The sequence below is a fragment of the Streptomyces sp. NPDC030799 genome, assembly GCF_055572255.1.
Genome location: NZ_JBVIDS010000006.1, coordinates 450,536 through 472,443 on the forward strand (window position 1 = coordinate 450,536; position 21,908 = coordinate 472,443).

Annotated in this window: 25 protein-coding genes; 7 read left to right on the forward strand and 18 right to left on the reverse strand. The window is 71.0% G+C overall.

Features of this window, described 5'->3' with window-relative positions:
- Nucleotides 1–13: 13 nt before the first annotated feature.
- The 7 genes from ACZ41I_RS18135 to ACZ41I_RS18165 are packed head-to-tail and all read right to left on the reverse strand — an operon-like array spanning nucleotide 14 to nucleotide 5,907.
- The gene (locus ACZ41I_RS18135) at nucleotides 14–958 is read right to left on the reverse strand and encodes a type II secretion system F family protein (RefSeq protein WP_363217449.1); all 945 of its coding nucleotides are present in this window, start codon (nucleotides 956–958) and stop codon (nucleotides 14–16) included.
- 7 nt (nucleotides 959–965) lie between these two features.
- On the reverse strand, nucleotides 966–2,303 hold the full coding sequence (locus ACZ41I_RS18140) for a CpaF family protein (RefSeq protein WP_363217450.1): 1,338 nt from the start codon (nucleotides 2,301–2,303) through the stop codon (nucleotides 966–968).
- 18 nt (nucleotides 2,304–2,321) lie between these two features.
- Entirely contained in the window at nucleotides 2,322–2,663 is a 342-nt protein-coding gene (locus ACZ41I_RS18145) for a TadE/TadG family type IV pilus assembly protein (protein ID WP_399764100.1), read from the reverse strand.
- A 1-nt stretch (nucleotide 2,664) separates the two neighbouring features.
- The gene (locus ACZ41I_RS18150) at nucleotides 2,665–3,057 is read right to left on the reverse strand and encodes a TadE/TadG family type IV pilus assembly protein (protein WP_363217452.1); all 393 of its coding nucleotides are present in this window, start codon (nucleotides 3,055–3,057) and stop codon (nucleotides 2,665–2,667) included.
- A gap of 8 nt (nucleotides 3,058–3,065) precedes the next feature.
- On the reverse strand, nucleotides 3,066–4,298 hold the full coding sequence (locus tag ACZ41I_RS18155) for a CpaE/TadZ family protein (RefSeq protein ID WP_363217453.1): 1,233 nt from the start codon (nucleotides 4,296–4,298) through the stop codon (nucleotides 3,066–3,068).
- 12 nt (nucleotides 4,299–4,310) lie between these two features.
- Nucleotides 4,311–5,018: a Flp pilus assembly protein CpaB gene (gene cpaB / locus ACZ41I_RS18160; protein ID WP_363217454.1), complete on the reverse strand. Its 708-nt coding sequence runs from the start codon at nucleotides 5,016–5,018 to the stop codon at nucleotides 4,311–4,313.
- Nucleotides 5,019–5,076: 58 nt separating this feature from the next.
- A complete protein-coding gene (locus ACZ41I_RS18165; protein WP_468514597.1) occupies nucleotides 5,077–5,907 on the reverse strand; it encodes a hypothetical protein in 831 nt (276 codons plus the stop codon).
- Nucleotides 5,908–6,271: 364 nt separating this feature from the next.
- Here ACZ41I_RS18165 and ACZ41I_RS18170 point away from each other — a divergent pair, with 364 nt between their 5' ends.
- The 3 genes from ACZ41I_RS18170 (at nucleotide 6,272) to ACZ41I_RS18180 (ending at nucleotide 9,346) form a co-directional block, all read left to right on the forward strand.
- Entirely contained in the window at nucleotides 6,272–7,984 is a 1,713-nt protein-coding gene (locus tag ACZ41I_RS18170; protein WP_468514563.1) for a chitinase, read from the forward strand.
- A gap of 161 nt (nucleotides 7,985–8,145) precedes the next feature.
- Nucleotides 8,146–8,523: an LppU/SCO3897 family protein gene (locus tag ACZ41I_RS18175; RefSeq protein WP_468319567.1), complete on the forward strand. Its 378-nt coding sequence runs from the start codon at nucleotides 8,146–8,148 to the stop codon at nucleotides 8,521–8,523.
- Between the two features lie 82 nt (nucleotides 8,524–8,605).
- Nucleotides 8,606–9,346 (forward strand): VOC family protein, encoded by a 741-nt coding sequence (locus tag ACZ41I_RS18180; protein WP_399764085.1) that lies wholly within the window; start codon nucleotides 8,606–8,608, stop codon nucleotides 9,344–9,346.
- Nucleotides 9,347–9,385: 39 nt separating this feature from the next.
- Here ACZ41I_RS18180 and ACZ41I_RS18185 read toward each other — a convergent pair whose 3' ends face one another.
- Both ACZ41I_RS18185 and ACZ41I_RS18190 read right to left on the reverse strand, forming a co-directional pair.
- Nucleotides 9,386–9,784, reverse strand: coding sequence for a VOC family protein (locus ACZ41I_RS18185; RefSeq protein ID WP_399764082.1), 399 nt, complete (start codon nucleotides 9,782–9,784; stop codon nucleotides 9,386–9,388).
- Nucleotides 9,785–9,869: 85 nt separating this feature from the next.
- Nucleotides 9,870–10,028 carry a hypothetical protein gene (locus ACZ41I_RS18190; RefSeq protein ID WP_468514564.1) on the reverse strand — a complete coding sequence of 53 codons (159 nt, stop codon included), beginning with the start codon at nucleotides 10,026–10,028 and terminating at the stop codon, nucleotides 9,870–9,872.
- A gap of 107 nt (nucleotides 10,029–10,135) precedes the next feature.
- On the opposite strand from ACZ41I_RS18190, the gene ACZ41I_RS18195 reads away from it, so the two are divergent.
- The gene (locus tag ACZ41I_RS18195; RefSeq protein WP_399764077.1) at nucleotides 10,136–10,789 is read left to right on the forward strand and encodes a TetR/AcrR family transcriptional regulator; all 654 of its coding nucleotides are present in this window, start codon (nucleotides 10,136–10,138) and stop codon (nucleotides 10,787–10,789) included.
- A gap of 5 nt (nucleotides 10,790–10,794) precedes the next feature.
- Here the strand turns inward: ACZ41I_RS18195 and ACZ41I_RS18200 are convergent, their stop codons facing one another.
- A complete protein-coding gene (locus ACZ41I_RS18200; RefSeq protein ID WP_468514565.1) occupies nucleotides 10,795–11,445 on the reverse strand; it encodes a CatB-related O-acetyltransferase in 651 nt (216 codons plus the stop codon).
- Nucleotides 11,446–11,584: 139 nt separating this feature from the next.
- Nucleotides 11,585–11,980: a hypothetical protein gene (locus ACZ41I_RS18205; RefSeq protein ID WP_468514566.1), complete on the reverse strand. Its 396-nt coding sequence runs from the start codon at nucleotides 11,978–11,980 to the stop codon at nucleotides 11,585–11,587.
- On the opposite strand from ACZ41I_RS18205, the gene ACZ41I_RS18210 reads away from it, so the two are divergent.
- Nucleotides 11,979–12,398, forward strand: a complete 420-nt coding sequence (locus ACZ41I_RS18210) for a CGNR zinc finger domain-containing protein (RefSeq protein ID WP_468514567.1) — start codon at nucleotides 11,979–11,981, stop codon at nucleotides 12,396–12,398. The genes ACZ41I_RS18205 and ACZ41I_RS18210 overlap by 2 nt on opposite strands.
- 118 nt (nucleotides 12,399–12,516) lie before the next feature.
- Here the strand turns inward: ACZ41I_RS18210 and ACZ41I_RS18215 are convergent, their stop codons facing one another.
- From ACZ41I_RS18215 to ACZ41I_RS18235, 5 genes are all read right to left on the reverse strand, one after another.
- On the reverse strand, nucleotides 12,517–13,092 hold the full coding sequence (locus tag ACZ41I_RS18215; protein ID WP_468514568.1) for a hypothetical protein: 576 nt from the start codon (nucleotides 13,090–13,092) through the stop codon (nucleotides 12,517–12,519).
- Between the two features lie 73 nt (nucleotides 13,093–13,165).
- Nucleotides 13,166–14,662: a GntP family permease gene (locus ACZ41I_RS18220; RefSeq protein ID WP_363217463.1), complete on the reverse strand. Its 1,497-nt coding sequence runs from the start codon at nucleotides 14,660–14,662 to the stop codon at nucleotides 13,166–13,168.
- Between the two features lie 122 nt (nucleotides 14,663–14,784).
- Nucleotides 14,785–15,195 (reverse strand): RidA family protein, encoded by a 411-nt coding sequence (locus ACZ41I_RS18225; protein ID WP_363217464.1) that lies wholly within the window; start codon nucleotides 15,193–15,195, stop codon nucleotides 14,785–14,787.
- 36 nt (nucleotides 15,196–15,231) lie between these two features.
- On the reverse strand, nucleotides 15,232–16,005 hold the full coding sequence (locus ACZ41I_RS18230) for an IclR family transcriptional regulator (protein WP_468514569.1): 774 nt from the start codon (nucleotides 16,003–16,005) through the stop codon (nucleotides 15,232–15,234).
- Nucleotides 16,002–17,135: a sugar kinase gene (locus tag ACZ41I_RS18235; protein ID WP_468514598.1), complete on the reverse strand. Its 1,134-nt coding sequence runs from the start codon at nucleotides 17,133–17,135 to the stop codon at nucleotides 16,002–16,004. Before ACZ41I_RS18235 ends, ACZ41I_RS18230 begins: the two co-directional genes overlap by 4 nt.
- A 184-nt stretch (nucleotides 17,136–17,319) precedes the next feature.
- On the opposite strand from ACZ41I_RS18235, the gene ACZ41I_RS18240 reads away from it, so the two are divergent.
- Together ACZ41I_RS18240 and ACZ41I_RS18245 are read left to right on the forward strand one after the other, a co-directional pair.
- Entirely contained in the window at nucleotides 17,320–18,591 is a 1,272-nt protein-coding gene (locus tag ACZ41I_RS18240) for an amino acid deaminase (RefSeq protein ID WP_468514570.1), read from the forward strand.
- A 24-nt stretch (nucleotides 18,592–18,615) separates the two neighbouring features.
- Nucleotides 18,616–20,238, forward strand: a complete 1,623-nt coding sequence (locus tag ACZ41I_RS18245) for an amidohydrolase family protein (protein WP_399764059.1) — start codon at nucleotides 18,616–18,618, stop codon at nucleotides 20,236–20,238.
- Nucleotides 20,239–20,244: 6 nt separating this feature from the next.
- On the opposite strand, the gene ACZ41I_RS18250 is transcribed toward ACZ41I_RS18245, so the two are convergent.
- Nucleotides 20,245–21,078, reverse strand: a complete 834-nt coding sequence (locus ACZ41I_RS18250; RefSeq protein ID WP_363217468.1) for a S1 family peptidase — start codon at nucleotides 21,076–21,078, stop codon at nucleotides 20,245–20,247.
- A gap of 150 nt (nucleotides 21,079–21,228) precedes the next feature.
- On the reverse strand, nucleotides 21,229–21,819 hold the full coding sequence (locus tag ACZ41I_RS18255) for a DUF1707 SHOCT-like domain-containing protein (RefSeq protein ID WP_468319502.1): 591 nt from the start codon (nucleotides 21,817–21,819) through the stop codon (nucleotides 21,229–21,231).
- Nucleotides 21,820–21,908: the final 89 nt, after the last annotated feature.

Genomic DNA, 21,908 nt, shown 5'->3' on the forward strand with positions numbered 1-21,908 from the left:
CGGGTCACCTCCCTCACACGTCGATCCGGCTCAGGCGGCGGATGAGGACGAAGCCGACCGCGTACATCGCGAAGGCGATGAGCACGCAGGCCTGGCCGACCGGTGAGCCGGTCATGCGGGCCAGCGCGCCGTCCTTCACAGCGTTCATCAGAAACAGCGCGCCGACGCCCAGGACGGGGACGGCGTACGACGTCATCGTCACCTGACTCAGCTGGGTGCGGATCTCGCGCCGGGTCTCCTTGCGTTCCTCCAGGGTCTCGGTGAGGTTCCGCAGCGCGGACACGACCTGGCCGCCGGCGCGGTTCGACAGGACCAGGGTGGTGACCAGGACGACCAGCTCGCGGGACGGCAGGCGGTCGGCGAGTTCACCGAGCGCGTCGTCGAGGGAGTGGCCGATGGCCAGCTGGTCGGCCACCTTGCCCAGTTCCTGGCCGGCCGGGGCCTCCAGTTCCTCCGCCGCCATGCCGATCGCGGTGCGCAGGGCGAGGCCGGCCTGGGTGGCGTTGGCCAGGATGCGGGCCAGTTCGGGGAGTTGGTTGATGAACCGTTCGATGCGTTTCTGCCGCTGCCAGTTGAGGAACTGGACCGCCGCCCCGATGCCGAGCAGACCGGCCAGGGGTCCGAAGAACGGCGCCAGGGTGGCCTGGCCGATCAGCCAGAGCGCGGCGACCGTGCCGAGCATGTAGACGAAGAACTCGCCGGGGGTGACGTCGAGGCCGGTCGCCGCCAGGCGCAGCTCCAGCCGGCGGCCGAGGCGGGTACGGCGCAGCCGCCGGTCGAGGTCGCGGAAGCGGCGCCGGCGGCCGGTCGCCGGGACCGGGCCGGTGTGGGTGAGCCGGTCCACGAGGGCGGCGCGCCGGGCCCGGCCCGAGGCGCAGGCGTGCACGCCGGCCACCGCCAGGACGCAGGCCAGCAGCGTCACGCCGGTGGTGAGCTGGACGAGGGTGTGCAGTTCCATGGGTGGCCTACCTGGCTTCTCGGGTGGCGAGCTGGTCCGCGGAGTGGGCGACTCCGAAGGCCTGCGGGACGGGCTGGCTCGCCATGTAGAGGCGGTCGGCGGTACGGCGGGGCAGCGGGAAGTACTGGAAGGCGCCGTACACGCGGCCGTCGGGGGTCATGGGCCGGGCGTCGAACCGGGCCACGGTCGCCAGCCGGTACGGCTCCCCGCCATGGCTGTCGAGGAGCGCGATCTCGGTGATCCGGCGGGCGCCGTCGGCGAACCGGGTGAGCTGGACGATGACGTCGACGGCGCTGTTGATCTGGTCGTGCAGCGCTACGAAGGGGACCTCGACGTCGGACATGGAGGCGAGGGTCTGGAGCCGGGTGAGCGCGTCCTCGGCGCTGTTGGCGTGCACCGTCGCGAGCGATCCGTCGTGGCCGGTCGACATCGCCTGGAGCATGTCGAGGGACTCGCCGCCGCGGACCTCACCGACCACGATCCGGTCCGGGCGCATCCGCAGGGAGTTGCGGACCAGGTCGCGGATGGTGACCTGGCCCTTTCCCTCGACGTTCGGCGGCCGGGACTCCAGGCGGACCACGTGCGTCTGCTGGAGCTGGAGTTCGGCGGAGTCCTCGATGGTGATGATGCGCTCGTGCGGCGGGATGAGTCCGGACAGGGCGTTGAGCAGGGTTGTCTTCCCGGTGCCCGTGGCGCCCGACACGATGATGTTGAACTTCGCCTGCACCAGCCCCGCCAGCAGATACACCATGTGTTCGTCCAGCGAGCCGAAGGAGATCAGCTCCTGCAGGGTGAAGGAGCGCGGGAAGCGGCGGATGGTGAGGATCGGGCCGGTCAGCGACAGCGGCGGGATGATGACGTTGACGCGCTCGCCGGAGGGCAGGCGGGCGTCCACCATCGGGTTCGACTCGTCGACCCTGCGGTTCACCGTGGAGACGATCCGCTCGATGGTCTGCATCAGCTGGTCGGCGGAGACGAACCGGAGCGGCAGCTGCTCGACGCGGCCGCCTCGCTCGACGAAGATCGCGTCGGGGCCGTTCACCATGATCTCGGTGATGGACGCGTCTTCGAGGAGGGGCTCCAGGATGCCGAGGCCCAGTGCCTCGTCCACCACCCGGCGGATCAGCTGCGAACGCTCGACCGTCGACAGCACCGGGCCCTCACGGCTGATGATGTGCCCGAGCACCCGCTCCAGCCGGGCCCGGCGCTCGGCGGCGGCCAGCGAACTCATCTCCGCGAGGTCGATCTCCTCCAGCAGCTTGGCCCGGTAGGAGGCGACCAGATGCCCGTCCTCGCCCCGGCTGCCGTGCTCCTCCGGGGTGCTGATGCGTGCCCTCAGGCTCATGGGGTCGCTTCTCCTCGGTCAGTGGTCGCGGGGCATGGTGGCGGTCTTGGTGGCCTCCCCGAAGTTCCAGAAGATCTTGGGGATGCCGACCCTGGCGGTGACGGTGACCGAGGCCTCCCCTCCCCCGGTCTCGTCGCAGCTCACCTTGAGGGCGCCACTGACGGCTTCGGAGCACGCCTGCGGCACGTCCTGCCGCAACGACGCCGCCCGCGCCCCCGCCCGCGCCGCCGTACTGGCCTGCTCGGCGGCGTAGGCGATCGCCCCGATCTGGATGCCCGCCATGGCCACGATCAGGAGGACCGGGATGAACCCGAGGTACTCGACGGCGACTTGGCCCCGGTCGCTTCTGCGGCGACGCATCTCAGTCCTTCACCTCCTCGACGGCACCGGCGTGGCCGGTCACGTGGGCCGGGAAGTCGATGAGGCCGGGAAAGAGGACGGGCACCTTGAGCCGCACGTCCACGGTCACATAGCCGGTCTGGTCGCACCCGCTCACCTTGGCTCCCCCTTGCCACGCCTTCGACACCTGCTTCAGGGCCGCCTGTTCACACACCGCCTGCCGCTCCCCCCGCGGCGCCGCGGTCCCTGCCCGCACCCCCTCGTCCGCGGCGTTCCCGGCCAGCGTGAAGGTGTATCCCACGAGCACGGCCTGCCACACGAGCACCAGCGTCAGGACGATCAGCGGCGTCATCCCGAGGAACTCGATACTGACCTGCCCCCGGTCCCGGTCCCCGCCCGGCCTTCTGCTTCTCATCGGAGCGCTCACTCCTTCCGCCGCCGGAATCCGACCGAGGCCCGCCCGCTTCCGCGGTGCGCCCCCTCGGCGGCCTTCACCAGCCCCAGCTCGCCCGCGAGCGCCCACAGTGCCTGCTTGACCGTGCTCCTGCTGTCCAGCTCGTGCAGCCGCCCCGCGTCCACCACCCCCTGCAGCTCCTTGAAGTTGGCGGGGACGGCGGTACGGGCCAGAGCGGTCCCGGTGATGCGCTGGACCAGCGCCGGCTGGATCTCCGTGCTGCGTGAGTGCCGGTTGACGACCACCGTGGTCTCCTCGGCCTTGCGGATCTGCAGCCGGTCCCACATCCGTACGGTCCGTTTGGCCGCGCGTACGGAGACCACGTCCGGGGTGGTCACCAGCAGCGCGGTGTCGGCCATCTCCACCGCCGCCGCACCCGCACCGCTCAACTGGGCTCCGCAGTCCACCACGACCACCTCGTAGCGGGAACGCAGCGCGCTGATGATCTGGCGGGCGGCGCGGTCGGTGACCTCCTCGCCGCGTTCGCCCTCGGCGGGGGCTAGGAGCAGGGCGAGGCCGGTGTCGTGGCGGAAGACGGCGTCGGCGAGGACGCGGGGCGAGATGTCGGTGATGGCGGCGAGGTCGACCACGGACCGGCGGAACTGGATGTCCAGGTAGGAGGCGATGTCCCCGGTCTGCAGGTCCAGGTCGACGAGGGCCGTCGCCCGCCCGGAGGCCTGCGCGGCGAGGGCCAGCTGGATGGCCGTGAGTGTCGCTCCCACGCCGCCTTTGGCGCCGCTGACCGTGACGGCCGTACCGCCGACTCCGCCGAAGACGTCCACGCTGTGGCCGAGGTGGCGGCGTACCCCCGTCGACCACTGGGCGACGACGTGGACACGGCTGGCGAGTTCCTCGTACGACAGCGGGAGCGCGACCAGGCCGCGGGCGCCGGAGTCCATCGCGGCGGAGAACAGGCCGGGGCTGGTGTCGGTGGTGACGAGGATGACGCCGACCGCGGGGAAGCGGAGCGCGACCTCGCGGATCAGCTCCAGGGCCGGGACCGGGCCGATCCGCTCATGGACGACCACGACCTCGGGCAGTTCGTCCACGGACTCGGCGGCGAGCCGGGCGAGGGTGTCCACCAGTTGGGTGGAGTCGGTCACCGGTGGCTGTGGTTCGGCGTCGGGGAGCTGGCTGAGCAGGGTGGTGAGGGAGCGGACGGCATCCGGGTCCGCGCCGGCCGGGAGGATCCTGGTGGGCATGCGGGCGGCCTCTCACTTGTCCGTCGCGAGTTCGTAGGTGCGGTCCTTGTCCGGGACGCTGGTCTCGCTGCCGGGGGCCACCAGCGCGAGCCGGACACGCTGGGCGAAGGACTCGGCGTAGGTGAGGCGCTGGGCGTCGAGGGTGGACAGCGCGAAGGTGATGGGGACGGCCTCGGTGGGCTGCTGCTGGTTCTTGCTGCTGTCGGGGTCGAGGGCGGTGATCCGGCCGACGTCGAGGACGCGCGCGTTGGTCACGACGATCTTCGACTGGTCGGGGTCGGCGTCCTTCTTCCCCTGGAACGTGGCGTAGACGTTGACCCGCGCCCCCGGGGTGATCTTCCCGGCCACGCCGGTCGCCGCGTCGATCATGATGGCGACCTCCTGCTGTCCGGGCTGGAGGGCGGGCTGGTCGACGATCATGTCGGTCTGGAGCAGTGAGCCGGCGCGCAGGGTGGTGACGGCGATCTTGCCCTGGATCTGCCGCAGATCCGTCACCGCGTTGCCGGACAGCCAGCGCTTGGGCATCCTGGTCTGCTCGAACTGACCGGCGTCCAGGGCGGTGTACGGCTTCACGTCGGACCGGACCCGATAGGCCGTGACCTCGGGCCCGACCTTGGAATTCACGTCGTGGACGACGGAGAGCACGCCGGCGAACGCGCCGAGAGCGCACAGGACCGAAAGGATCAGGAGTATCACGCCGCGGCGCTGACGGGAGTTCATGAACCGTGCAACCTCATTGGGGGAATCGGCCGAGCGGGGTATGGACGTGCTGGGCTGGTCAGGCGGGCGTGCGCTGTTCCAGGGCGCGGGGTGCGGCGGGTTCACGGGCGGGCGGGTTGGCGGAGCAGAAGACGCAGCGGTCGCCGATCACGTCCAGGCCGCACCAGTGGCAGCCGGCTTGTCGTACCGATGTGACGAGTTGATACAGAACGGACAGATCGGCGAGGTAGCTGCAGAACTCGGCGATCCGGGCCGTCCCCCACCAGGCGGCGGACTCGGCGGGCAGCGGAGCCTCGCGCAGCCCGTGCACGCTCCACTGCCCGGCGAGCCCGGCCACCCAGTCGCCCTGCGTCTGCTGTCCCTTGGCGACGAGCATCCAGGTGTTGAAATCGGGCCCCTTGAGGGTGACGCCGGGCCCGACCTTGACGAGCTGCGGCTCCGGATGGGCGAGCACGGCGAACTGACTGCCCGGCATCCAGGACTTGGCGTGCGCCTTCAGGCCGACCGGGACGCGGTCCAGCTTGGCGACGGAGCCGAGGACGGCCCCGGCGTGGATGTAGTGGGTGAGCAGCCGCCCGGCGGAGGCGAGCACACCCGGGCTCAGATCGCAGGAGGCGAGCTGGCGCAACTGGCGGGCGAGCACGGCGACGCCCAGCGGCGGCAGTTCGGGCCGGAAGAGGGCGATGCGGTCGCTCTCCAGCAGCGAGCGCAGGGTGTGCAGGCGCCGTACGACGGGCTCCGGAGTGGCGGCCGAGCAGACGACGACGACATAGCCGTACTGCTCGGTCAGGGTGTGCAGTTCGGTGAGCGCCTGCTCCAGCGGCCGCTGGTCGATGCCGCTGAGCACGACGGCGGGCATGGTCCGTTCGTCCTGCGCCGGCAGCGCCATGTCGGCACTGGTCACGGCAATGGCAGTTGGCACGCGCAGCTCCCCGCTCTTCACACCCGCCGGCCCACGGGGGTAACTCCCGTGCGCCAGGACGACTTCACTGCGTGACTATGTGAGCACTGTATCCACGGCCGTATGGCCGGAGAACAGCGTTGGTGAAGCTCGCGTGGAACTCTCCGGTCACAACTCCCGCCAAATCCGGACAGCTTGAGCGGGCGCCCGGAAACAGTTTTGGTCTGAACCTCTTGACACCCGGATTGGTCTGGACCAACTTGTAGCCCAACGGTGGCCACCGCTTCTCTCCCCTCCCTCCCACGGCTGCCTCGCGCGCCGAATTCTTCGACTCCCCCACCGGAGGCCCCCTGTGGACCATGCACCAGGCATACCCAGACCCCGCGGACGCCGAATCACCCTCTGGTCCGCGGCCACCGCGCTGGCCCTCTCCGTAGCAGGCCTCGCCACCGCCCCGGCCTCCGCGGCGGACGTCAACAACGTCAGGAACGCGGGCTTCGAGTCGGGCCTGACCAACTGGACCTGTACGGCCGGGAGCGGTACGACGGTCTCCTCCCCGGTACACACCGGGTCGGCCGCGCTGAAGGCGACGCCGGCCGGCCAGGACGACGCCCAGTGCACCCAGACGGTCGCGGTCAAGCCCGGCTCGACGTACACGCTGAGCGCATGGGTGCAGGGCGGCTACTCCTACCTGGGCGTGACGGGCACGGGCACGACGGACGTGTCCACGTGGACGCCGGACACATCCGCCTGGAAGCAGCTGTCCACGACCTTCACCACCGGCGCGTCGACGACATCGGTCACGGTCTACACCCACGGCTGGTACGGCCAGGCGTCCTACTACGCCGACGACGTCTCGGTCCACGGCCCCGACGGCGGCGGAGGCGGCGACCCGGCCCCGACGGTCCCGGCGGCTCCGGCCGGTCTGACGGTCTCGTCCACGACCTCCTCGTCGGTGTCGTTGTCCTGGGCCGGTGTTTCGGGCGCGACGGGCTACAACGTCTACCGGGACGGCGCGAAGGCGACAGCGGTGACGGGAACGTCGGCGACGCTGACGGGCCTGACGCCCTCGACCTCCTACTCCTTCCAGGTGACGGCGACGAACACGGCGGGCGAGTCGGCGAAGTCGGCGTCGGTGACGGCCACGACGGCCTCCGGCGGCAGTGGCGGTGGCGGCTCCGTGCCCAGGCACGCGGTGACCGGCTACTGGCAGAACTTCAACAACGGCGCGAAGGTCCAGAAGCTGTCGGACGTCCCGTCGTCGTACGACATCATCGCGGTGGCCTTCGCGGACGCGACCTCGACGCCGGGTGCCGTGACCTTCAACCTGGACACGTCCGGCCTGGGCGGCTACACGGTCGACCAGTTCAAGGCGGACATCAAGGCCAAGCAGGCGGCCGGCAAGAAGGTCATCGTCTCGATCGGCGGCCAGAACGGCACGGTCTCGGTGAGCGACTCGGCATCGGCGACGAACTTCGCGAACTCGGTCCACTCGCTGATGCAGACGTACGGCTTCGACGGCGTGGACATCGACCTGGAGAACGGCCTCAACGCGACCTACATGACCCAGGCACTGCGCGCGCTGGCGTCGAAGGCGGGCTCGTCCCTGGTCATCACGATGGCACCGCAGACGATCGACATGCAGTCGACATCGAACGCTTACTTCCAGACGGCCCTGAACATCAAGGACATCCTCACGGTCGTCAACATGCAGTACTACAACAGCGGTTCGATGCTGGGCTGCGACGGCAAGGTCTACAGCCAGGGCTCGGTCGACTTCCTCACCGCCCTGGCCTGCATCCAGCTCCAGGGCGGCCTCGCCCCGTCCCAGGTGGGCCTGGGTCTCCCGGCCTCCACGAGCGCGGCAGGCAGCGGATATGTGTCCCCGACGGTGGTGGACAACGCCCTGGACTGCCTGACGGCCGGCACCCACTGCGGCACCTTCAAGCCGTCCAGGACCTACCCCGACCTGCGCGGCGCGATGACCTGGTCGACCAACTGGGACGCGTCGGCCGGGAACGCGTGGTCGAGTGCGGTGGGGGCACATGTGCACGCTCTGCCGTGACGTGAGTTCCGCTCGGCGACGGCGCCCGGACCTCTGCGGTCCGGGCGTTGCCGTTGCGCACGGGACGACGTCCGGCCGCGAACGACGAGTACCGGCAGGTGGGCTAGATTCGTGGCCGTCTTCGCACGTCCGCACCCACTGAGGAACTGCCCGTGTCCCCCATGCCGCCCCCGAACGCCTCGTACACCCCGGCGCAGATACGACGCAATCGCCTGATCCTCCTCGGTCTGGTCCTCGCCGTCGCGGGCATGGTGGTGTTCTGGGCTCTGGGCCCGTACGACACGAAGGACCAGTCCGCGACGCTCAAGGCCGGTGACTGCTTCCAGAACATCGGGACGGACAAGGATGCGAAGGCCAAGAAGCTCGACTGCACCGACCCGCACGCCGACTACAAGGTCCTGAAGATGAACGAGGACGCCGTCGTCGACACCCTGGCATGCTCCGACGTCCCGGGCACGACCGGCTCGCTCACCCAGTCGGGCGCCGGGAAATGGTTCGTCGTCTGCTTCAAGGAGAACGACGAGAAGGGCAAGAAATAGCGGGGCGGAGGCGCCGCCCGCGCGACCGGACCGATCCCGTTGCCTGATCGACTGTGCGGAGCGGGTGCGTAGGATCGCCGGCATGGCATTGCGACCGGTTCAGGTGAACATCAAGGCTCTTGACGCCCTGGCGGTCGGCCGGTTCTGGGCGGAGGCGCTCGGCTGGAGTGCCTACAGCCCCGGTGTGACCACCTACGTCGGACCCGCGGGCGGCCCCGTCTGGCCGGACCCGGTCGCTGTCTGCATCGACGTCGTTCCCGTCCCGGAACCCAAGACCACGACGAAGAACCGGGTGCACCTCGATCTCGCGACCACCTCCGCGGCCCATCAGGCGGAGCTGGTCGCGCGCCTCGTGGCTCTCGGTGCGACGCCCGCCCAGGTGGGCCAGGGCGACGTGCCGTGGACGGTCCTCGCCGACCCGGAGGGCAACGAGTTCTGCGTGCTGGAGCCTCGGGAGATCTACCGCGACACCGGGCCGATCGCCGCAGTGGTGGTCGACTGCGTGGATCCGCGGGCCATGGCCCGGTTCTGGGGTGAGGCGATGGACTGGGCCGTGCACGAGGTGACCGACGACCATGCGGCGTTGCGCTCCGCCAAGGGCGTAGGCCCGTATCTGGAATTCCTCCGCACACCCGACGTGAAGACTGTGCCGGACCGCGTCCATCTTGACCTGCTGCCGTACCCCGGTGACGACAGAGCAGCGGAGGTGGCCCGGCTGCGGGCTCTCGGCGCCACCGACCTCGACGTCGGCCAGGGCGACGTGCCATGGACGTGTCTGACCGACCCGGAGGGCCACGAGTTCTGCGTCTGCGCCCTCCCCTGACCGGGGAACGGGTACGTGGACACCTCGGAGCAGGCGTACTCAGGCGTTCTCGGGGCCGGACGTGGCGGCCCACTCGACGAACTGGACGATCACGCCGTTGGGGTCGGTGACCTGGAAGAGGCGTTCGCCCCAGGGCTCCTCGCGCAGCGGCATGGTGATCTCGACACCCTCGGCGCGCAGCCGCTTCTCCTCGTTCTCGATCCCGGTGCCGGTGAACGCGACGATCAGGCCGGAAGCGTGCTGGTCACGCTGGTCGGCCGGCAGCACCTCGATGCCGCGCGCGAGCAGGACGATGTCCACCGCCGCGTCGTCGCGTGACAGGGAGGCGAATCCCTCGGCGGCGGCCTGCTCGACGTAGCCGAGGTGGGTGGTGAAGAACCGCTGGGACGCAGCGACGTCGTCGACGGTGAGCGAGACGGTGGACGCGGTGATCTGCAAGAGACGTTCCCCTCATCGATGCGCGGAGCCTGTCGCCGCTGGTGGGCGAGGCGGTCGGACGTGATCGTCGGTGGCGCGGTGCGGGTCAGTAGCCGGCGCGGCGCGGCAGGCTGCGGACGGGCGGGGTGATGCGCCGGGCGCGGGCGGCTGCCATGCGGGCGAGCTGCTGCCCGTCCCGGCGACGCGGCGCGGGGATCGGCGCCGCGGGAGCGGGGGCGACGACCGCGGTGTGAAGCTCACGCATGGGCACTCCTCTTCGTTCCTTCGACATAAAGTTGCGACGGGCGTAAAGTTAGCCGGACTAGAGCGCGGGTGTCAACATAAAAATGCTACGAGGGTAAGATTCGCCTCATGGCTACCGACATCACATCGCCCGCGCAGCCCGCCGGCCTGCGGGAATCCAAAAAGCAGGAGACCCGGCAGCTCATCTCCGACCACGCCACCCGCCTGTTCATCGCCCAGGGCTTCGAGCAGACCACCATCGCCGAGATCGCCGCCGCCGCACGGGTCGCCAAGAAGACGGTGACCAACTACTTCGCGCGCAAGGAGGATCTGGCCCTGGACCACCAGGACGCGTTCATCGCCTCCCTGGCGCAGACGGTGACCGCACGGCGGTCCGGCGAGTCCGCGCTGGCGGCGCTGCGTCGCGCCTTCATGGACGCCGCTGCGGCCGCGGATCCGGTCTCCGGGTTCTCCGGCCCTGCCTTCGCCCGCATGATCGCCGACAGCCCCACCCTCACCGCCTGCCTGCGCGGCCTGCACGACCAGCGTGAAAGCGCCTTGGCCCAAGCGCTCGCCGCGGCCACCGGCGCACCGCCAAACGACATCACCGTCCGGACCGCCGCAGGACTGCTCGGCACGGTCCACCGCATCCTGTTCCAGCGCATCCAGGACCTCACCCTGACCGGACACCCCAACGACGAGATCGCCGAAACCGTCACCGCGGAGGCGGCCAGCGCCTTCGGCATGCTCGAAGCGGCCCTCGGTCACTACGCCGTCGCGTAGCAGCGTCAGACATGCGGGGTGTCCGGGGCGGCGGCCTCCAGATCGGCGATGCTGCCCGACATGATCGTCCGCACATGGTCGGTGATGTGCTCCGCGGGCCAGTCCCACCAGGCCACCGCAAGCAGCCGAGCGACGTCCTCTTCGCTGTACCGGGTACGGATGAGCCGTGCCGGGTTACCGCCGACGATCCCGTAATCGGGTACGTCCGTGGTGACCACGGCGCCGGAGCCGATGATCGCGCCGTGTCCGATCCGCACGCCGGGCATCACGGTCGTACCGTGGCCGAACCAGACATCGTTGCCGACGACGGTGTCCCCTCGGCTGGGCAGGTCGGTGAGCAGGTCGAAGTGTTCCGACCAGGAGCCGCCCATGGTCGGGAAGGGAAAGGTCGAGGGGCCGTCCATGCGGTGGTTGGCGCCGTTCATGATGAACCGCACTCCCGTACCCAGCGCGCAGAACTTGCCGATGATCAGCTTCTCCGGCCCGTAGTGGTAGAGCACATTGCGCGTCTCGAACGCGGTCGGGTCGTCCGGGTCGTCGTAGTAGGAATACTCCCCGACCTCGATCAGCGGGGACTTCACCAGCGGCCTGAGCAGTACCACCCGCGGCTGCTCGGGCATCGGATGGAGGACGGTCGGGTCGGCAGGTACAGGCATGGGAAGCGATTCCTTATCGGTTGCGGTCGTGTCCGGTTCATGATCGCCGCAGCTCGCCGCCCCTGGACACCCGTTTACCACCTGCCTCGCCGCGCGCCTGCCACCCGTCGGCGCCTTCACCGGTGCACGGGGTGATCCGTCAGCGGCCGGCCGGTACGCCGTCCGTGCCCGACGGCGCCGCGACCGGTGCCTCGGCCGGCGTGACCGGCCGGCCGCGCAGGACGTGGCGGAGCAGGGCGAGGCCGGCCAGGAGGGCGACCAGACCGCACACTCCGTTCCAGCGGAAGGCGGAGTACGCGCGCACGCCCAGCCACGATCCTGCGCTGCCACCGAGGAACGCGCAGGTCATGTACGCCGTGTTCAGGCATGCGCGGGCCTCGGGGCGCAGCGCGAAGATGCGGGCCTGGTTGGCGACCTGGCCCGACTGCATGGCCACGTCGAGGAGCAGCATCCCCGTGCCCAGGCCGGTCAGTCCGACGGCGCCGCCCAGACGGCCGGCCGGCAGTACGGCCGCGGCGGCGATGGCGCCGACCATGCAGACCAGGTTCACAGCGTCGGGGCCGCACCGGTCCGTGTGCCGCCCGGCGGCCGGCGTGGACGGCGGCCCGCGGCGACAGCGGGCCGGCCGGCTGCCCGCCGGAGGATCGTGCCCTGCTGAACCGGCCGCCGCGGGGGCACCCCCGGTGCCGGTGCTCGACGAGGACGGCTCGGTGACCTACACCGCCGCCGATCCGGTACGCGCCGTCCTCACCCACATCGCCCGCGACGCGCTCGGCCTCGCGACCTCCGCCGCACTGGAGCGGGTACGTGCCTGCGCCGGACCGCACTGCGCCGCCTGGTTCCTGGACACCTCCCGGCCGGGGAACCGCCGTTGGTGCTCGATGGGAGCGTGCGGCAACCAGGCCAAGAAGAGCGCCTGGCGCACCAAGCACGCGGCCGGCGTGGCGGGCTGACGGAATACCGGCGTCTCGGCGGCCTGGTGATACGTCATGCGGCGGGCTGGGCGCTGACGCCTCGGATCACGCGCGCCGGGCGCGTGCCCGCGCCCCGGCCGCGCTCCCTGACGCCGCCTCAGCCGCTGGAGTCCTGCTCGAAGTACGCGTCGAGTACCGCGTCCAGCTGCTCGTCCCACTCCTTGAAGCGGGTTCTGGCCGTCGCCTCGATCTCGATCGGGTACCAGCGGCGGTCCGGGGTGTGGACCGTGATCGTGAAGCGCTTGCCGAAGCGGGGGGACTCCGTCTCGACCGCGGCGATCTCGTCCCAGCGGAACTCGCAGGACTCCTCGTCCAGGCGGAGGCGGACACCCTTGCGGTCGGCCACGATCTTCGCGCGGCGGTCGGACGCCTCGAAGACCGGACCACCGGCCGTGGTCTCGTCGGCCGCCTGGGCGTCCTCGCCGTCCCCGGCCTTCTCACCGTCCCCGGCGTCCCCGGCCTTCTCCAGCTGAGCCGGCGCTTCCCGGTCCTGCGGCTCCGGCTCCGCCGACGACCGGGCCGGCTCGGCGTCCACAGGCTCATCGGACCTGGCCGGGGCCGGGGCCGTGATTCCGGGGATGAACGCCGGGTCGAAACCGGCGCCCGTGACGGGCTCTGCCTTCAACGGCTCGCCCTTGGACGGCTTGCTGCTCGCTCCTATGCGCTGCTCCACGGCGGCAGTATGGACGACTTCCCTGTGCCGGAACCAGTCAGCCCGCTCATCCCCGGGTTCACTCACGTCACACTCACACAAACACACTCACCGTCGCCGCCACCGCGAAACCCACCACCGACAGCACCGATTCCAGGACCGTCCATGTGCGCAGCGTGTCCCGTTCGCTGATGCCGAAGTACTTGGCCACCATCCAGAAGCCACCGTCGTTGACGTGCGAGGCGAAGATCGAGCCTGCGGAAATGGCCATGATGACCAGGGCCGCGAAAGCCTGGGAGTGGTGGCCCGCCGAGAGCAGGGGCGCCACGATGCCCGCCGTCGTCACGATCGCGACCGTCGCCGACCCCTGGGCCACCCGCAGCACCAGGGAGATCAGATACGCCAGCACGATCACCGGCAGACCCACGCCGTGGAAGGTGTCCGACAGCGCCTGCGCCACCCCGCTCGCCTTCAGTACGGCGCCGAAGACCCCGCCCGCGCCGACCACCAGCAGGATGTTGCCGACCGGCTTGAGCGAGGAAGTCGACACCGTCTCCAGGGACTTGCGGGACCAGCCCCGGCGGATGCCCAGGAGGTGGTAGGCGAGGAGGAGGGCCAGGGTCAGGGCCACGAACGGGTTGCCGAAGAACTCCACGACCGAGCGGGCCGGGGACGGGTCCAGGGCGATCGAGGAGAAGGTGGCCGCGAGGATGAGGATCAGGGGTGTGCCGATGATGGCCAGGACCGTGGCCGGCGGTACCGGCTTCTCGCCCGCCTCCACGCCCTGGGCACGCTGCTCGGCCACGACCGCCCGCTTCGCCTCCTGAGCCGCCTCGGCCATGTCCTGCGGTACGGCGACGAAGATCCGTTCTCCGATCCAGGCGGAGAACGCCCAGGCGGCCAGTACGGCCGGGATGCCGCACACGATGCCCATGAGGATGATCCAGCCGAGCTGGACGTGCAGCAGGCCCGCGGCGGCGACCGGGCCGGGATGCGGCGGCAGGAAGGCGTGGGTCATGGACAGGCCGGCGAGCAACGGGAGGCAGTAGAGGAGGATCGACCTGCCGCCGCGTTTCGCCGCCGCGTAGACGAGCGGCGCCAGGACGAAGATGCCCACGTCGAAGAAGACCGGGATGCCGAAGATCAGGCCGGTCAGGCCCATGGCGAGGGGGGCGCGCCGCTCGCCGAACAGACCGAGGAGGCGGGAGGCCAGCACTTCGGCTCCGCCGCTGACCTCCAGGATCGCGCCGAGCATCGTGCCGAGGCCGATGATGATCGCGACATGGCCGAGGATGCCGCCCATGCCGGACTCGATGGTCGAGACGGCGTCGGAACGCTGGACGGTGCCGAAGAGTTCGGTGACCGAGAGGCCGGCCGACAGGCCCACGGCTGTCGAGACGGCGAGGAGCGCCACGAAGGGCTGGAGCCGGACCTTGATGATCAGGAAGAGGAGGAGGGCTATGCCCAGGGCGGCGACGGTGAGGAGGCCGGGGGTGCCGTCGAGGAGGAGGAGCAGGCCTCCGGTGTGGGGTGGTGGCGCAGCGGGAGCGGTGGGGGCGGTTGTGGCGGGCAGGGTGAGCGGGAAGGACATACGGGGGTCCTCTTCGTAAATGCATCGTGCTTTCCGGCAGGGGGCATCGCGGTGCGGCGGACCGGGGTCGGGGGCCGCCGTACCGTCGACGGACGTGCGGGAGGTGAGGGATCGTCAGCGGCTCAGCCGAGTACGGCGAGAGCGTCGATCTCGATGAGGAGGCCGGCCGGGAGACCGACGTAGACCGTCGTCCGGGCGGCGGGCGGCTGGGTGAGGCCCTGCTCCTCGAAGTAGGTGTTGTAGATGTCGTTCATCTCGGCGAAGTGGTCCACGTCCGTCAGGTAGACGCGGATCATCATCACGTCGTCCCAGCTCGCGCCGCCCTCTTCGAGGATCGCCCTGACGTTGGCGAGGGTCTGGAGGGTCTGCTCACGCAAGGAGGGACCGGCCGGCGTCGGGGGCTTGCCGTCCTCGGCGGGCAGGAAGCCGACCTGGCCTGCGACCTGGAGGATGTTCCCCTTCCGCACGCCGTGGGAGAACTTGGCGGGCGGGGTGGTGTGGGTCTTCGGGGTGAGGGCGATCTTGTCCGTCATACAGGGTCCTTGTCGGTCATGGGGCGTCCTTTTCGGTCATGAGGGATCCTTCGTGGGGTCCGACACGGGCGTTCTTCCGGAGTACTCGCCGCTGATCGCGTCCGCGGTACGGCGGACCTGCGGGAGCAGGGCGAGGAGTTCCTCGGCGGTGACGACCACGTTCGGCGCGGACACCGACATGGCGGCGACCACCCGGCCGTCGGCGCCGCGGATCGGGGCGGCGACGCAGTTGATGGACTCCTCGTGGCCACCGAGGTCGGTGGCCCAGCCCTGCTCGCGCACCGTGGCCAGTTCCTTGAGGAAGGCCGCGGCGTTCGGGGTCGAACGGGCCGTGTAGAGGGGGTAGTCGAGCTTGTCCGCGAGGGCGCGGCGCTCGGGCTCGGGGAGGTCGGCGAGGAGGAGTTTCGCGACGGCCGCGACCGTGATGGCGACGGGCTTGCCGATCCGCGAGTACATGCGGACGGGGTAGCGGCTGTCCACCTTGTCGATGTAGAGGACCTCGCCCTCCTCGTAGACGGCGAGGTGCACGGTGTGACCGCAGTTCTCGTTCAGCCGTACGAGGTGGGGATGGGCGATCTCGCGGATGTCGAGGTTCTCCATCGCCTCCTGGGCGAGGGCGAAGAGGCGGGCGCCGAGGCGGTAGCGCTGGTCGGACTGACGGTAGACCAGGCCGTGCTCGTGCAGGGTGCGCAGGAGGCGCAGGGCCGTGGATTTGTGCACGCCGAGGCGGTCGGCGACCTGGCCGAGGTCGGCGGGGCCCTCTGCGAGCAGGGGCAGGATGCTCAGGGCGCGGTCGACGGTCTGGCTCATGGGGTGTTCGCCTCCTCCTCGTGCCACTCGGCCTGCGTCCAGCCGGGGGCGAGTCGAAGTCTCCCCCATGCGGTGTCGTCCAGGGCGCTCAGGCGGTCGGCGTGGTCGCGGGCGGGCGGGGTGGCCAGGTCGGCGGGGGTGGTGAGGGTCGCGGCGGCGAAGAGGTGGCCGAGCCGGAGGCGGGTGGCGAGGGGGAGGTTGCGGAGGGTGCCGTGCAGGAAACCCGCGGCGAAGGCGTCTCCGGCGCCGGTGGTCGCCACGACGTCCACGGTCGGGGCGGGTTCGAAGGTGGCCCGCGGTGGGGTGGCGGTCGTGCGGGTGGGTTGTGCGGCGACCGGCGCGGCACCCCTGACGTCCGCGCCCGAACGACCCGGCTGCTCGCCACACGCCTCCGCCCCCACCCCCCGGTCGCCCCCGGGCCGGTCACGTTCGAATGCCGTCGCCCCTCTTCGACCCTGCTTCACCACCAGCACCCCCGGCTCCGGCAGTGCTCTTCTGATCGCTTCGGGGCCGCCCGTGACGCCCCAGGCATGCTCCGCCTCGTCCTCGCCGACGAAGACGATGTCGGCGCGCCGGGCCAGGTCGAGCAGGACCAGCGGTGCCTCGGGGGTGGGCCACAGGGCCGGGCGGTGGTTGACGTCGAAGGAGAGGAGGGGGCGGCCCGGGTGGTGTGCGGTCAGGGTGTGCATCAGGGCGCGGCAGTCCTCCGACAGCGCAGCCGTGATGCCGGACAGGTGCAGGACTCGGCCGGCCCGCACCGCCGCCAGGTCCACGTCGGCCACGGACATCGCGGACGCCGCCGAACCCGCCCGGTAGTAGGCGACCTCGTGGGCGCCCGTGCCCCGGTCGCCGGCCGTGCGGAAGTACACGCCGGTGGGGCGGGCCGGGTCGCGTTCCACGGAGGAGACGTCGACGCCGTACCCGGCGATGCGCTCCACCAGATGGTCACCGAAGCCGTCCGCGCCCACCCGGCCGACCCAGCGGGCGGTGTGGCCGGCGGCGGCCAGCACGCAGGCCACGTTGGACTCGGCACCGCCGATCGCGCGGTCGAAGGAGGGCACGTCCGCGAGGCGGCCCGGCCGGCCGGGCAGGAAGGTGACCATGGACTCGCCGAGCGCCACGACGTCCACGGTCTCCACAAGACCCGCGTGGTCGTGTGGAACGGGCGAGACGTAAGCAGCGTCGTTGATGATGACTCCTGTCCGATGACCGGGTAGCGGCTCCGTTGACCCGGTGTCGGCGAGATGCTAGACACCAGTTAGCAACACATGCAATGACCGTTGCAGAGAATGCAACGACTCAGAGAGGGGCTCCATGAGCACCGAAGCGCTCGCCCGGCTGGCCGAGGAACGCGTCGACCACCGCTTCAAGGGCCTCCCGCCGGACGCCGCCGGACACACCGTCGGCGAGCTGGCCGCCCAGCGCCGCAACCTCTTCACGGGCGGCTTCCCCACCCCCGTCCTCGTCCTGTCCGCCGAGCGGCTCGCGCACAACCTGGCGCTCATGCAGACGTACACCGCCCGGCACGGCCTCGCCTTCGCCCCGCACGGCAAGACCTCCATGGCCCCGCAGCTCTTCCACCGCCAGATCGAGCACGGCGCCTGGGGCATCACCCTCGCGATGCCCCATCAGGTCCGCGTCGCCCGGGAGTTCGGCATCCAGCGGGTCTTTCTCGCCAATGAGCTGGTGGACGCCCCGGCGCTGCGCTGGATCGCCGCGGAACTCGCCGCCGACCCCGGCTTCCGGTTCGTCTGCTACGTCGACTCGGTGCGCGGCGTCGAGCTGATGGACACCGCCCTGCGCGGCAACGGCGCCACCCGCCCCGTGGACGTCGTGGTCGAGCTGGGTGCGGGCGACGGGGCCCGGACCGGGGTGCGCACGGAGGCGGAGGCGCAGGCCGTCGCCGCCGCGGTGGCCCGGACCGAGACGCTGCGGCTCGTGGGCGTGGCGGGATACGAGGGCGAGGTGCCGCGCGCGGACCCGGAGCGCGTGCGGTCGTATCTGCGGCGGCTGGTGGCGCTCGCCGTCGAGCTCGACAAGGGCGGACGGTTCGGGAAGGCCGAGGAGATCATCGTCAGCGCGGGCGGCAGCGCCTGGTTCGACGCGGTGTCCGAGGTCTTCGCCGAGCTCCCCGAGCTGTCGGCGCCCGTGCTGAAGCTGCTGCGCTCGGGGGCGTACGTCTCGCACGACGACGGGCACTACCGCAGGCTCACCCCGTTCACCCGGGTGCCCGAGGAGGGCGCGCTGGAGCCCGCCTTCCGGCTGTGGGCGCAGGTCGTCTCCCGGCCCGCCCCCGAGCAGGCCTTCGCCAACGCGGGCAAGCGCGACGCCGCCCACGACCTGGACCTGCCCACCGCGCAGGTGGTACGCCGGAACGGTGTCGAGCGACCGGCCACCGGCATCACCGTGACCGGCCTGTCCGACCAGCACGCCTGGCTGCGCACGGAACCGGGCGCGGACGTCGAGGTCGGCGACTGGATCGGCCTGGGCCTGTCCCACCCGTGCACGTCGTTCGACAAGTGGCAGCTGATCCCGGTGGCCGAGGCGGACGGGACGGTCGTCGACTACGTCCGCACCTTCTTCTAGGAACCGGCGAAAGGGAGGCGTGACATGGAGGACCTGGTCATCCGGGACGCCGACGTCGTGGACGGCAGCGGCGACGCGTCGTACCGGGCCGATGTGGTGATCGACGGCGGCCGGATCGTGTCGATCGTCAAGGAGGCCGCCGCGGCCGGCTGCCAGCGCCCGCGCGCCGTGCGGGAGCTGGACGCGGAGGGCCTGGTCCTCTCCCCCGGCTTCATCGACATGCACGCCCACTCCGACCTCGCCCTGCTGCGCGACCCCGACCACAGCGCGAAGGCGGCGCAGGGGGTCACGCTGGAGGTCATCGGCCAGGACGGGCTGTCGTACGCGCCGGTGGACGACCGCACCCTGGAGGAGGTGCGCCGGGTGATCACCGGGTGGAACGGGTACGGCGACGACATCGGCTTCGACTGGCGGTCGGTCGGCGAGTACCTGGACCGGCTCGACCAGGGCATCGCCGTCAACGCGGCCTACCTCGTCCCCCAGGGCACCGTCCGCGCCCTCGTCGTCGGCTGGGAGGACCGCGCGGCCACCCCCGAAGAGCTGGACCGGATGCGGCAGTTGGTCGCGCAGGGGATGGAGCAGGGCGCGGTCGGGCTGTCGTCCGGGCTCACGTACACGCCCGGCATGTACGCCTCCGACGCCGAACTGACCGGATTGTGCCGGGTGGTGGCGTCGTACGGCGGCTACTACTGCCCGCACCACCGCTCCTACGGCGCCGGCGCCCTGGAGGCGTACGCCGAGATGATCGCCCTCGCGCGGGAGGCCGGCTGTCCGCTGCACCTGGCCCACGCCACGATGAACTTCGGTGTGAACGAGGGCCGGGCGCCGGAGCTGCTGGCCCTGCTGGACCGAGCACTGGACGCGGGCGCGGACATCACCCTCGACACCTATCCCTACACGCCCGGCTGCACCACCCTGGCCGCGCTGCTGCCGAGCTGGGCGAGCGAGGGCGGCCCGGAGGAGGTCCTGGCGCGCCTCACCGACCCGGCGACGGCCGCACGGATCCGGCACGACCTGGAGGTGACCGGCTCGGACGGCTGCCACGGCGTACCCGTGGACTGGGAGACGATCGAGATCTCCGGAGTCACCCATGGGGTCACCGATCCCGCGCTCGGCACCCTCGTGGGCCGTACCGTCCGGGAGGCTGCGGCGCTGCACGGCGAGCCCCCCTGGGAGACGGCCCGCCGCCTGCTGATCGAGGACCGGCTCGGTACGGCCGTCCTCCAGCACGTCGGCCACGAGGAGAACGTCCGCGCGATCATGCGGCACCGCACGCACACGGGCGGCTCCGACGGCATCCTGCGGGGTGACAAGCCGCATCCGCGCGCCTACGGCACCTTCCCGCGCTATCTCGGCCACTACGTGCGGGAGTTGGGGATCCTCTCGCTGGAGGAGTGCGTCGCCCACCTCACGTCCCGGCCCGCGGCCCGGCTGCGGCTGCCGGACCGGGGACTGGTGCGCGAGGGATACCGGGCCGATCTGGTGCTGTTCGACCCGGAGACGGTGGCGTCCGGCGCGACCTTCGCCGAGCCCCGCACGCTTCCCACGGGGATCCCTCACGTCCTCGTCGACGGCCGGTTCGTCATCGAGGACGGGAAGCGGACGGACGTGCTCGCGGGCCGGTCCGTCCGCCGCACCCCGGTGTGAGGGCCCTTACGGCTTGGGCAGGGTGCAGCCGGCCGCGCTGAGGTCGAGCTTGTTGCCGGTGGTGAAGCAGGCCGGGATGGTGTACGTCTCCTCGGCGTAGTTGATGCCCTGTCGGACGGTGACGTTGCCGCTCTCGTCGACCTCGCAGGGGTTGTTCTCGGTGCAGCGCTCGCCGTCCTCGTTGCCGGTGTTGTTGACCGCGACGACCTTGCCGGTGGCGGTGTCGATCACCGGGGAGCCCGAGGTGCCGCCGATGGTGTTGCAGGAGGAGGTGTAACGGACCGAGTCCTTCCAGGTCCAGTCGCCCTCCTTCAGCCGGTACACGAACCCGTCGATGCTGCAGCTGTAGGTGCGCTTCCAGTAGCCGGAGACCACCTTGATGGCGGTGCCGGCGGTCGGGTGCGTGTCCTGGAGGGTGAGCGGGGAGATGCCGTAGGAGTTCTTGATCGCCGCGTACGTGGTGGTGGTGCGGTAGATCGTGACGTCCGTGTCCGTCATGGTCGAGTAGACGACCTGGTTGGCACGGAGGGTGGCGACCTTGCTGCCGCTTGCGTTGAGCAGGCCGAAGCTGCGGCTGGAGGACTGACCGGTGATGACCTCGCCGGGCTCGGGGAAGCCGGTCTCCAGGCAGTGGCCGTTGGTGAGCACGAGCGCCGGGTCGGTGTCCGCGGAGTTGGGGAAGCGGATGACGGAGCCGGAGCAGTTGCTGAGCGCGACGGTGCCGGCGAAGTTGACGGTCACCTTGGGCTTGACGACGGTGTGCGGTGCGGCGACCGCGGGGGCGGCGCCCAGTCCGATCAGGGCCACGGAGGAGAGTGCGGCAAGGAGAGGCTTGTTCATGTGGGGGTCCCCTCTGACGACTTGGGCGACCGGATGTCTTCCGGCCGCCCTTCATTTGTCATGCGCATTCTCAATGCCCGGGAGGGGTGCGAACAAGGAGCCGCGTCAGGTCATAGGGGTTTCCCTCGGCCCCCCGCTCCGGCAACTCGGCTATTTCCGGGGCGGTTTGGTGACAACAGCCCCGAACAGGGCGAGACCCTTGATGACGACACGCGGGGCGCCCGGCCTGCCGGGCTTGCGGGCGCCGCGCCTGCGGAACACTCCGAACAGCCCGAGGCCCCTGACCTCGACGTCGATGTCGTCCGGGACGACGATCCCGGTGCCTCCCCACAGGGCGACGGCCCGGATCACGGTCTCCTGGGCGGCGAAGCGGGCCTCGGTCAGATCGAGCCGGCCGCCGCCCCACATGGACCAGGCGGTGAACCTGGACGGAACGACCCACTCGCCGTCGCGGTGGAAACCGCCGAACATGCCCAGCGCGAAACGGGAGGTGGGCGGCCGGTCCACCACCAGGCAGTCCCTGGGCCCCGGTTCCGGCAGGCCGCGCGTCGCGACCGCCAGCTCACCGAGCGTCCGGGCGCTGTGGACCCGGCCCAGGCGGTCGTCCAACTCACCCAGCGGCAGGCGGCCGTCGGCTGCGGCGGCCCGCACCCGCTCGACGGCACGCTCGCGGTCCTCCTCGGAGGCAAGCGTGTCAGGAGCCGACGGCGACTGCTCCGCGGGAGAGGGGTGCTCGGTCATGCGGCAACTCTCGCACGACCGGCACGCCGTACCGCCCGGCGGCAGGCCGAGTGGCCCGGCGGGAAACAGAGTTGGCGCGAAAATGACCT

Coding starts and splice junctions, on each gene's coding strand:
- ACZ41I_RS18135 (WP_363217449.1), bottom strand. CDS start 958: ATGGAACTGCACACCCTCGTCCAGCTCACCACCGGCGTGACGCTGCTG.
- ACZ41I_RS18140 (WP_363217450.1), bottom strand. CDS start 2,303: ATGAGCCTGAGGGCACGCATCAGCACCCCGGAGGAGCACGGCAGCCGG.
- ACZ41I_RS18145 (WP_399764100.1), bottom strand. CDS start 2,663: ATGCGTCGCCGCAGAAGCGACCGGGGCCAAGTCGCCGTCGAGTACCTC.
- ACZ41I_RS18150 (WP_363217452.1), bottom strand. CDS start 3,057: ATGAGAAGCAGAAGGCCGGGCGGGGACCGGGACCGGGGGCAGGTCAGT.
- ACZ41I_RS18155 (WP_363217453.1), bottom strand. CDS start 4,298: ATGCCCACCAGGATCCTCCCGGCCGGCGCGGACCCGGATGCCGTCCGC.
- cpaB (WP_363217454.1), bottom strand. CDS start 5,018: ATGAACTCCCGTCAGCGCCGCGGCGTGATACTCCTGATCCTTTCGGTC.
- ACZ41I_RS18165 (WP_468514597.1), bottom strand. CDS start 5,907: ATGGCGCTGCCGGCGCAGGACGAACGGACCATGCCCGCCGTCGTGCTC.
- ACZ41I_RS18175 (WP_468319567.1), top strand. CDS start 8,146: ATGCCGCCCCCGAACGCCTCGTACACCCCGGCGCAGATACGACGCAAT.
- ACZ41I_RS18180 (WP_399764085.1), top strand. CDS start 8,606: ATGGCATTGCGACCGGTTCAGGTGAACATCAAGGCTCTTGACGCCCTG.
- ACZ41I_RS18190 (WP_468514564.1), bottom strand. CDS start 10,028: ATGCGTGAGCTTCACACCGCGGTCGTCGCCCCCGCTCCCGCGGCGCCG.
- ACZ41I_RS18195 (WP_399764077.1), top strand. CDS start 10,136: ATGGCTACCGACATCACATCGCCCGCGCAGCCCGCCGGCCTGCGGGAA.
- ACZ41I_RS18200 (WP_468514565.1), bottom strand. CDS start 11,445: ATGCCTGTACCTGCCGACCCGACCGTCCTCCATCCGATGCCCGAGCAG.
- ACZ41I_RS18210 (WP_468514567.1), top strand. CDS start 11,979: ATGCAGACCAGGTTCACAGCGTCGGGGCCGCACCGGTCCGTGTGCCGC.
- ACZ41I_RS18205 (WP_468514566.1), bottom strand. CDS start 11,980: ATGGTCGGCGCCATCGCCGCCGCGGCCGTACTGCCGGCCGGCCGTCTG.
- ACZ41I_RS18220 (WP_363217463.1), bottom strand. CDS start 14,662: ATGTCCTTCCCGCTCACCCTGCCCGCCACAACCGCCCCCACCGCTCCC.
- ACZ41I_RS18225 (WP_363217464.1), bottom strand. CDS start 15,195: ATGACGGACAAGATCGCCCTCACCCCGAAGACCCACACCACCCCGCCC.
- ACZ41I_RS18230 (WP_468514569.1), bottom strand. CDS start 16,005: ATGAGCCAGACCGTCGACCGCGCCCTGAGCATCCTGCCCCTGCTCGCA.
- ACZ41I_RS18240 (WP_468514570.1), top strand. CDS start 17,320: ATGAGCACCGAAGCGCTCGCCCGGCTGGCCGAGGAACGCGTCGACCAC.
- ACZ41I_RS18245 (WP_399764059.1), top strand. CDS start 18,616: ATGGAGGACCTGGTCATCCGGGACGCCGACGTCGTGGACGGCAGCGGC.
- ACZ41I_RS18250 (WP_363217468.1), bottom strand. CDS start 21,078: ATGAACAAGCCTCTCCTTGCCGCACTCTCCTCCGTGGCCCTGATCGGA.
- ACZ41I_RS18255 (WP_468319502.1), bottom strand. CDS start 21,819: ATGACCGAGCACCCCTCTCCCGCGGAGCAGTCGCCGTCGGCTCCTGAC.